Below are 8,149 nucleotides of genomic sequence, written 5' to 3'. Positions count from 1 at the left end.
TCTGCCGGGGGCGCGCGTTGCAGCTCGCAACAACAGCGTTCTAGGCGTGGTGGCTGCGGTCAAATCGGGCCTTGGCATAGCGCCATTGCCAACGCCGATCGGAGATGCAGAAGGCGAACTCATCCAGGTGCTTCCACCGGTTCAAGCGCTGGCAAGAGCCTGGCACCTGTTGTGTCACCCCGATCAAAGGGCAACGCCTCGCATTTCCGCCTTCATCGACTTCGTCATCGAAGAATTGCCGGCACTGAGGAAAGTCCTCGGCGGGTAGCCCACCCCCGCTGGCTTCCGGTGACGCGTCTGGCGCGTTGCCAACCGATCATGGAGCCGGTGCGGACCGGCAGGTTTCAGGCTACCGACAAGGACAGCTGCCGCCCATCGTACTGCGAATGGTTTTGCGGGAAGACAAGGCCATTGCATGCCGGGCGGCGAGTGTGGCATCTGGTGAGGCAGGCTGATGGCCCGCCCCAGCCATCAGCCCGATGCTTTTCATCGCCGTCAGGTAGAAGCGCTGGCAGGCTATGTGTTCCGGAGGCGGACATTGCCGGGATGCTGGGTATCGATGCGAAGACACACGAACTGGCCTTTGGCCACACCAAGGCCAACGCCAAGTTGGCGGAGAACCTCTTCCGCAAGGCAACGGGCGAAGGTCGTGAATCGGTCATCGCCGCCATCTTCTGGCTCAAGGCACGCGGCCGCTGGAAGTAGACCTCGGTTCAACGAGCACTCAGGCCTGGACGGCAAGCCGATCGAACAGGTGCATGAGATCTGACGCATCATCCTCGCGCTCCGGATCCTGCAAGCTTGGGCAAGACTCCTGCCGGCTCACCACCAGCAAACTTTCCCGTCACCCTCCTGGGACGCGGACCGAGCCAAATGAGCCCCATATCGAAGCTCCTCTGGAAAACCGGCCAATGAGCTCCAGGGTGGAGGCGCCTTGAGGTCCTGCTCGTCTGTGGCGAGCACGCAGGCAATGTCGGCCGTGCCAAGCCCGAAGCCGGCTAGCGCCCATGAACTCGAGAGCGGCGCCATCAAGGCCAACGCACGGGTTGCCGAAAGCCTCTACCCCAAGGCGACCGGTGAAGGTCGGGAGGCCGTCACTGCAGCAATTTTCTGGCTGAAGACCAGGGCGCGCTGGAAGGAGACCTCCATCCATGAGCTGGAGGGAAAACTGGACACATCAGTGACCTTTGTCACCATCTATGAAGATATGAAGCTCCTGTAGGGCGGCATTGCCGACAGTAGCAATCTGTGATTTCGACTGTCGTTTTGACTTCGAAGTTCGACCGAAGCCCGAAATCAAAACAACCGAATTTCGAGATCACGACACTAGGGCGTTGTGTCCATTCAGCGCGGGTCTAGCTTCTCCGCAGCCTCCCGCTGCTTCGATTCGATCTCGTCCAGCACTGCTTCTGGCGCAATGTCCCTCTTAATCTCGCCGACTTCTACATCGCTTAAGGCTGGTTTTACATTCAACCGATCCGCTATCGAATCCACAAGTTCAGTAAGCTTTGTGAGTTCGTGCTCCGTCAGCAGGCTCACCTGAAGGTCCAGATCCGCCCGTTTGTCTGCGGCAGCTGACATCCGGTTTTGGCTGATCAGTACAAAGGTCGAGAGGAATATGGCCTCGACGGAAGCTACCATAGCCAATATCACGAATGTCGGATCAAATGGCGGAGTGATCGGTATCCAGCCCAAGTTCGAGACGATCCAGCCGCCATACACGGCCAAGTGAAGGTACACGAAACGCATACTGCCCGTAAAAGAAGTAATCGCCTCAGCGATTTTCTCTTCCAAAGTTGCATCGCTTGCTTCCTTCGCCCGGCGCTCCTCAATCGCTTGGATATTGCGTTTCAGTGCTTGGCTGAGTTCAGTCGGAGGCGGCGGAGGCAACGTTGGAGAATCCATGGAACACCCGTTGGATAGCTATCGGTCCTGCCACTCTGGGCAACGTACAAATCATGGGTATTCGACTTTGTTCCCGGACTAGAGCCGTCTAATCATTGGCTCCGCTATTTGCCGGGGCCATTTCGGGGTCTTGAGGCTTGGCGCCGCCAGAGCTTCCCGCTGAGGAAGGGGCTGGGCGATCCGGCTGCTGAGCGTCTTCGTTAGGGTCGAGGCGCCCTGGTTGATGCCGCACCGCAAAAACAACTTGCCTATCTAGGGTCCGTGAGCAAACTGCAAACGGTGGTTTGCAGTTTGAACACCCCGGAAACAGCAGCATGACGAGCGCGGTCGCCTGCTATCGAGTCTCCACACAGCGGCAAGGACGCTCGGGCTTGGGCATCGAGGCCCAGCGTGCCGCGGTCGCCGCTTTGCCGAGGCCGAGGGCATGATCATCCTCCAGGAGTTCACCGAGATCGAAACCGGAAAGGGCGCGGATGCTCTTGATCGACCGCCGCAATTGAATGCCGCCCTCGCCCTTGCCCGACAGTTCAAATGCCCGGTCGTTGTGGCGAAGCTTGACCGACTCTCGCGCGAAGTCGCCTTCATTGCCGGACTGATGGTCCAGCGCGTTCCTTTCATTGTGGCCGAACTCGGTGCCGATGCCGATCCGTTCATGTTGCACCTCTATGCCGCGCTCGCCGAGAAAGAGCGGCGGCTGATCTCGGAACGGACTAAAGCCGCCCTCGCCTCGCGCAAGATCACTGGCATAAAACTCGGCAATCCGACCAACACCGTAGAAGCTGCGGCGAAAGGTCGGAAGATTTCGATCGAAGAAGCCGACCGGTTTGCCCACCGTGCTGCCAATCATCGAGTCCATCCAGCAGTCGGGCATCACCAGCCTGCGTGGCCTGGCAATCGCTCTGAACAACCGCGGCGTTCGCACAGGGTGCAATGGCCAATGGCAGGTGTCGAACGTGCGCAACGTTCTCGCGCGGCAATCCCCTTACCGTTTTATAAGCGGGAAATAGCCACCGGCGCGGCCGGAACAAACGGGATCGACGCCGGTTAACTAACTATCGAAGGGACCGCAACCGCAAAGGACGCGGGAAAATGTTTGAAATTTATCGCCTCGAAGTGGCCAGGGCCAGACAGGGTGTAAAACGAGCCGAGAACTCTCTGAAGCGCGCGAATGAGTTGCTGGACGAGGACGGTGGCGTCGCCCTTAATCTCGCGTTGTGCGGCCGGATAAGGGCCGAGCAAAGGCGCGTGATCGATGCCAGAGAGCGACTGACGAAGATCGATCCGAACAGCACGGATAACGTGGGCTGAGCCTTTCGGCCCGTTAGGAAGGCATCCCGACGACTACCGGGCGAAATGGGGATTGGGCGCTTTGCCAGTCCGATGATCGTCTGTTTCAAACCCCTCCAGCCAGGCTGAAATTAGGCCAGATAGGACGTCGGCCCGTAACTAGGTAAGGCCCCTTTTTCTGGTATTCCCGAAAGCCTTGTAGCGAAGGGCGCGGTGCAGGTGGACCACAGGGCCGATCATCCCGGCTTGACCACTGTGTCACCGGCCTCTTCATCCTCTCGGCAGTGCCGCCTGCCTTGCCAAGGATAAGGAGAGGGTGATGATCGACCTACGACCACTGGTGACGGTGGATATCGACAAGGTCAGGCTGGTGGAGAAATACCGAGCGCATAAGCGCAAGAAACCACTGCGCGACATGGTAAATTAAAATTATCTAACCTAAACATTCTTCATAACCGTTCTGAATGCTGTTTTACGGAACTGCTTGCCGTTGTTGGAAGAGACTATCGAATGAACAGAGCCGACTACGCGATTGCCGAGAAGCTTGGCCGATCGGCGGCCGCTAATGGAAATCGCGATAAACTGCTGGCAAGAAAAAGAAGTTGCTGGTGGTAAGGGATCGGCGACCTGAAGGGTTGATTGCACATCCATCGGAAAGGGCGGCGGAACCGAAAGCCAGTACGCGCGGTTAGTGCGACCGGCGTCGGACGGTTATGCCGACTGGACCTATTACTACGAACGCTCGACGGCATGTCGGCGCGCATCTTCCTCCCGGCCTGGAGAAATTCGACGCCGGCAAAGTGAAGCCCTGGCCCTGCCATACGCGTTCACCTGCGCGCGCTTCAGCCGGGCGCTTGTGAATAAAACCATTACTCGCGCGCGGAATCATCCTCCGTCGCGCTGCATTGATACTTAAAACGTTTTCGGCGTGCCGCTGGAGCCAGCCACCGCAGACACGCTCGTTTCCATCGCTGCCGATATGGCAATAGGCCCGATCCGACCTCATCCAGATTGTGTTGCGCGAATGGCTGGAAACCAACGACTTTATGCCGGTCCGGGCGATAGACGAGGAAAGCGAGACGGACGGCAGCGCGTAGGCTGGGACGCGACCTCTATACAGAAGACCCGCCGCTACATTTGCGAAGCGACGGGCCTCCGCCCCATTCCCCCATACCTGACCGAGCAACTGCCGTGCCAGACTTATTGACCCATTGCGGGGCACCTTATGGCTGCCCAGACCTGTCGCCCATGATCAATCTCCCTTGATACGCCTTCTGGTTTTGATCGCGCGCCCTAGGCCGAAGCCATTCCCAGACGCGGCGATGCAGAATGTCTGCAATGCAGCCACAAGGCCCTCCTCGGAATGGTTCAATCATTCGATGCCCTGATGAACCATGAGCCGGCTCGACGACCTTACGGGAGGCACCACGTTGGCGGTTGCGGGTCAGACGATTCCCACGGCCAAGTGAGCCCAGATCATCAGCACGACAAGCACCACGCCGACTAGCAAAATGGGGCGAAGTACCCTGCCATGGACGTTGCGTCGAACCAGCGCAATCCCGATCCATGTAGCGGCAAGTAACGTGGCCGCAGCCGTAAAATCCTCGATACCCCAGTTCATATCGATGGGTCCTGGTTCCGATCGAGGGACTATGCAGCAGGACGTTCTGCCGTGCCAGATGCATCAGTTGAAGGCGGTTCCGGAACATGCCGCGAAATCTTCTGGCGGGCAAATGGCAAATTTCTCGCCCTCGTTGGAGGGTGCTTCAGCGGATAGCAAGCCCGGCGGACCCGCTAGGTCCCCACCATGGATGGGTGCCGTGGGTACTGGAACGGAGTCGTATCATCGGCGTTACGGCCAACCAAACGCAGCAAATGGTATGGAGGAACGGGCGTGATCGAGTTGACTGAGAAGGAAAAGCGCTTTCTCAAGCGCGTTGACACCATCACTCACGTTCCCTGGTCGAACAAAGTCACCGCCGCAGATGCCAAAGGCAAGCCCCTGCGTATCGCGAGGGCGACCTTTGCCCGGTTAAGAGATGACGGCATCATCATCCGATCTACGAGCGACCTGACCTCGAACACCTACGTCGTTAATCCTGCACCAGTAACTCCACAAGTCGAGGAAGTGCAGGAAGCATCCTGATCGGGCGGCTGCGACGCACGTGCGGCTCGCTCTACCTCCTACGCTTATACGGGAAGGTGGCGCCATACACTCGCCAACCAAACCGCATCGATCCGAAGCGGCCTTGCGCGAAGTCGAGGCGTTTCTGAAAAGGTGTTTTCCGGAGTACAACTTCTTCGCCAATGGCGATACGGAGTCTTTCGAAGGCGATTTCCAGATCCTACCGATCTGTGGCGTCGATGGCGAGGAGCTGGGCACCCTGCGCGTTCTCGATCACCCCGACCAATCGGTGATAATGGGCATCGCGGCGGCCCTAAAGGGTTTTAGGCCGGGGCAGCCGCCGGCGCTGAACTGACCTTCCCTTAGAATCACGTTCCGTTAACTCTGGCTAATATAAACTTTGTACCCAGTAAGCACCGGGTGCGTAAAATTGTAAGTACCGGCGCCCGCCGGCCCGAGTTAACAAGCCGTTGATGCTCGAAGGACGAGCGTCGCGGGCTGTTGGCTCAGTTTTTCGACCATCTCAATTATCTTTCGCAAGCGCCTCGTCCTCAAATTGGTTCTCATGTCGCTCGAACAAACTTGCCCCGCCAGCAAAGCGTTGATCACGAACCGCCAGTTCTTTGCCCGGGACGCCTGCGTTGTCGCGCGCGATATGATCGGCGCGACGCTTCTTGTCCACCGAGTGGGCGGGATCGTCGTCGAAACGGAAGCCTATCGCGCCGATGACTCAGCCTCACACAGTTTTGGCGGTCGGACTTCGCGAAACAGCGCAATGTTCGGCGCCCCAGGGAGCGCATACGTCTATCGCTCCTATGGTCTGCATTGGTGCGTGAATGCCGTCTGCCTTCCCGGTAGTGCTGTCCTTGTGCGCGCAATCGAACCACAATAAAAGCTCGATTTGATCCGGGCTAATCGCGGCGTTGATGACCTTCGATTTCTTTGTTCGGGACCGGGTCGCGTTTGCCAGGCGCTTGCTGTCGATGCATCATATGACGGGCTGCCAATGGGCGAGCTTCCGTTCCAGTTCAAGCTGCCGGCAGAAGACAAAGCTAGCTCCATCTTGACGGGACGGCGGATCGGCATCTCCAAGGCTGTCGATCTCGAATGGCGGTTCGGACTGGCAGGCTCGTCGTACTTGAGCGCAAGTTTTGAGTTGCTCGTCTGCACGAGTAATTGCCTAGCGATCCGCGTTGGCCGGCAAGGCGTCTGTTTCAATAGCGATAGATGTAAGCCGGCCCCCTGAAGCCGCGCTTGCACTTCACCTCTTCCTTGTATTCATCGCCTTCCCACTTGCGCTCAATCTTGCAATTGCCGCGCCGGAATTCTTTCTTGTAGCTGTAGCGTTCGCGCTTCCGCTCATAATAATCTTCGTCTTGGTAGCGGCCCTGCCATTTGCCATGTCCGCTCTCGTCCTTCCACGGATCGGCAGCGGCCACGCTGATGCATCCGGCCATTGCAATGCCGGCCAGGAGGGTGACGAGTATCTTCATAAGCGATCCTCCTTTGCTGGTCCCCGCAACTGATTGAAACTCCGTCGAAGGCTTTCTGTTGCGTGGGCCGCTTTGCAGAGTGTGAACCGTCGTCAACGTTTTCATCAAGCCCGGAAGGCATCCCGCCGGGCCCGATATCCGATGTCACAATCAGCCGCCGTTAGCAGGTGCTGCCGGAGCGGGTGCCGCCGGAGCAGGTGCGGCCGGCTCTGCCGGAGCGGGCGCGGCTGGGGCAGGTGCGCTCGGCTCTGCCGGAGCGGACGCGGCTGGCGCTTCGACGTTGGGCGCTTCGACCGTAGGCGCTTCACCTTTACGTCGACGTCCTTTCCGGTGCCCCCGCCGTTGATGTTGATAACGCCGGTGAACAACAGCAGGATCACGGTTGCGATAATTGCGAGAACGACGGCGACAGCGGTGCCGGCGCCATTTCCGCCTGAGTTAACAACGGTGGGACCGTCAGCCATGACTATCTCCTATTCTCAATTATCACTGGTCGGCAACGGGACCGACGGGATCCGGCGCCGGGCTATGGTCCATGACGCAGTAAGACTGAAGTCTGTGCGTTAAAGACAGAGGGCTGAGGCTGGCAACCAAGATCTTGGCAAAGGATTGGTATTTGGCCGCCGAGCAAAGTCCCTTCATCGGCGGTTCGGGGTGCCCCGCTGTATACTCATCGGCGGGCACCTGATGTGGCACCCTAACGGCGGAATGAACTGTGACCCTTATCCAGAGCAAACAGAATGCCGATGCGGTCGCAAGCCGACCCGCCAATGACAATCAAACTCCTGACCCAACAGATTTCTCGGCGGTTGATGTTGTTTCGTCGAGCGACGACGACGTCGTTGCAATCGTCAGGCGAACAGAGCGCCTGGCCCTCGCCGTGATTATAGTAATGGCGATCTTCCTGATCTTTGCACCGGTATTCTTCATTGCCCTGATGTATGGGTTATAGGACGTCCCGATTAGCGCCGGTAACTCCCAATTATTACGCGCTAATTCCCGGCGGCGGCATCGCCAAGTGCGCGTGATCTGCAAGATCGCAATTTTGTCGGGATAGGTAATCCGGATCTCGCGTCCGCATCCCTCGCATTTGGAGTGGGAAACGACCTGAAACCAGCTGCCGTTCTTGATGACGGCGAAGTTGCACTGCGGGCATTGGAAAGTCGGGCCAACAGAGAATAGGCTTGTTAGTCCGGCGTCTCGACGACGAAGGATGCGGCAATCAAATCGTCGGCATCGATTCTGCCCTTGCCGCCCTCCAGGACTGCTGCGACCTTCGAAAGGTCTTCAGGTCGTTCTCGGTAATCCGGGCGCCGCGCATCCTCTCGTTGAGGTCGGC

At 58.4% G+C, this 8,149-nt stretch carries 13 protein-coding genes and 1 pseudogene; 9 read left to right on the top strand and 5 right to left on the bottom strand.

Annotated features, from left to right (window positions below; genetic code table 11):
• From M727_RS0132075 to M727_RS38530, 3 genes are all read left to right on the top strand, one after another.
• Positions 1 to 268 (top strand): LysR substrate-binding domain-containing protein (locus tag M727_RS0132075; protein WP_027155961.1); only part of this gene is annotated, 268 nt, incomplete at its 5' end.
• 278 nt (positions 269 to 546) lie between these two features.
• Positions 547 to 705 carry a hypothetical protein gene (locus M727_RS42635; RefSeq protein WP_198032742.1) on the top strand — a complete coding sequence of 53 codons (159 nt, stop codon included), beginning with the start codon at positions 547 to 549 and terminating at the stop codon, positions 703 to 705.
• 265 nt (positions 706 to 970) lie between these two features.
• Complete coding sequence (locus M727_RS38530) at positions 971 to 1,222, top strand: hypothetical protein (protein ID WP_198032741.1); 252 nt, start codon at positions 971 to 973, stop codon at positions 1,220 to 1,222.
• Positions 1,223 to 1,344: 122 nt separating this feature from the next.
• Here the strand turns inward: M727_RS38530 and M727_RS0132060 are convergent, their stop codons facing one another.
• The gene (locus tag M727_RS0132060; protein ID WP_027155960.1) at positions 1,345 to 1,905 is read right to left on the bottom strand and encodes a DUF1003 domain-containing protein; all 561 of its coding nucleotides are present in this window, start codon (positions 1,903 to 1,905) and stop codon (positions 1,345 to 1,347) included.
• A gap of 424 nt (positions 1,906 to 2,329) precedes the next feature.
• Here M727_RS0132060 and M727_RS41030 point away from each other — a divergent pair, with 424 nt between their 5' ends.
• Positions 2,330 to 2,953: a recombinase family protein gene (locus M727_RS41030; RefSeq protein WP_348627200.1), complete on the top strand. Its 624-nt coding sequence runs from the start codon at positions 2,330 to 2,332 to the stop codon at positions 2,951 to 2,953.
• A gap of 41 nt (positions 2,954 to 2,994) precedes the next feature.
• Positions 2,995 to 3,213, top strand: coding sequence for a hypothetical protein (locus M727_RS0132050; RefSeq protein ID WP_027155958.1), 219 nt, complete (start codon positions 2,995 to 2,997; stop codon positions 3,211 to 3,213).
• 1,423 nt (positions 3,214 to 4,636) lie between these two features.
• Here the strand turns inward: M727_RS0132050 and M727_RS42080 are convergent.
• On the bottom strand, positions 4,637 to 4,813 hold the full coding sequence (locus M727_RS42080) for a hypothetical protein (protein WP_156941721.1): 177 nt from the start codon (positions 4,811 to 4,813) through the stop codon (positions 4,637 to 4,639).
• Between the two features lie 273 nt (positions 4,814 to 5,086).
• Here M727_RS42080 and M727_RS0132030 point away from each other — a divergent pair, with 273 nt between their 5' ends.
• On the top strand, positions 5,087 to 5,338 hold the full coding sequence (locus tag M727_RS0132030) for a hypothetical protein (RefSeq protein ID WP_027155957.1): 252 nt from the start codon (positions 5,087 to 5,089) through the stop codon (positions 5,336 to 5,338).
• 103 nt (positions 5,339 to 5,441) lie between these two features.
• Entirely contained in the window at positions 5,442 to 5,672 is a 231-nt protein-coding gene (locus M727_RS38515; protein ID WP_245269100.1) for a hypothetical protein, read from the top strand.
• Between the two features lie 168 nt (positions 5,673 to 5,840).
• Here the strand turns inward: M727_RS38515 and M727_RS43525 are convergent, their stop codons facing one another.
• Positions 5,841 to 5,999 (bottom strand): hypothetical protein, encoded by a 159-nt coding sequence (locus tag M727_RS43525; protein WP_236393112.1) that lies wholly within the window; start codon positions 5,997 to 5,999, stop codon positions 5,841 to 5,843.
• Here M727_RS43525 and M727_RS38510 point away from each other — a divergent pair.
• Positions 5,973 to 6,563 (top strand): annotated as a pseudogene (locus tag M727_RS38510) (DNA-3-methyladenine glycosylase). The gene M727_RS43525 and the pseudogene M727_RS38510 sit on opposite strands and share 27 nt — an antisense overlap.
• On the opposite strand, the gene M727_RS0132015 reads toward M727_RS38510, so the two are convergent.
• Both M727_RS0132015 and M727_RS38505 read right to left on the bottom strand, forming a co-directional pair.
• Positions 6,532 to 6,810, bottom strand: a complete 279-nt coding sequence (locus M727_RS0132015; RefSeq protein ID WP_027155956.1) for a hypothetical protein — start codon at positions 6,808 to 6,810, stop codon at positions 6,532 to 6,534. The pseudogene M727_RS38510 and the gene M727_RS0132015 overlap by 32 nt on opposite strands.
• Before the next feature lie 104 nt (positions 6,811 to 6,914).
• On the bottom strand, positions 6,915 to 7,274 hold the full coding sequence (locus M727_RS38505) for a hypothetical protein (protein ID WP_051505837.1): 360 nt from the start codon (positions 7,272 to 7,274) through the stop codon (positions 6,915 to 6,917).
• Between the two features lie 251 nt (positions 7,275 to 7,525).
• Between M727_RS38505 and M727_RS0132005 the strand changes: the two genes are divergently transcribed.
• On the top strand, positions 7,526 to 7,762 hold the full coding sequence (locus M727_RS0132005; protein ID WP_027155955.1) for a hypothetical protein: 237 nt from the start codon (positions 7,526 to 7,528) through the stop codon (positions 7,760 to 7,762).
• The last annotated feature ends 387 nt before the right edge of the window (positions 7,763 to 8,149 follow it).

This window comes from Mesorhizobium sp. WSM2561 (genome assembly GCF_000513915.1).
Classification (GTDB): domain Bacteria; phylum Pseudomonadota; class Alphaproteobacteria; order Rhizobiales; family Rhizobiaceae; genus Mesorhizobium; species Mesorhizobium muleiense.
The sequence above is the reverse complement of the archived record's forward strand: the minus strand, read 5'-3'. Positions and strand labels throughout refer to the sequence as shown.

Excerpts from the sequence above, each read along its gene's own strand:
- M727_RS38505 (WP_051505837.1), bottom strand. The coding sequence starts at position 7,274 with ATGGCTGACGGTCCCACCGTTGTTAACTCAGGCGGAAATGGCGCCGGC.
- M727_RS0132060 (WP_027155960.1), bottom strand. The coding sequence starts at position 1,905 with ATGGATTCTCCAACGTTGCCTCCGCCGCCTCCGACTGAACTCAGCCAA.
- M727_RS41030 (WP_348627200.1), top strand. The coding sequence starts at position 2,330 with ATGATCATCCTCCAGGAGTTCACCGAGATCGAAACCGGAAAGGGCGCG.
- M727_RS0132015 (WP_027155956.1), bottom strand. The coding sequence starts at position 6,810 with ATGAAGATACTCGTCACCCTCCTGGCCGGCATTGCAATGGCCGGATGC.
- M727_RS42635 (WP_198032742.1), top strand. The coding sequence starts at position 547 with ATGCTGGGTATCGATGCGAAGACACACGAACTGGCCTTTGGCCACACC.
- M727_RS0132050 (WP_027155958.1), top strand. The coding sequence starts at position 2,995 with ATGTTTGAAATTTATCGCCTCGAAGTGGCCAGGGCCAGACAGGGTGTA.
- M727_RS42080 (WP_156941721.1), bottom strand. The coding sequence starts at position 4,813 with ATGAACTGGGGTATCGAGGATTTTACGGCTGCGGCCACGTTACTTGCC.
- M727_RS38530 (WP_198032741.1), top strand. The coding sequence starts at position 971 with ATGTCGGCCGTGCCAAGCCCGAAGCCGGCTAGCGCCCATGAACTCGAG.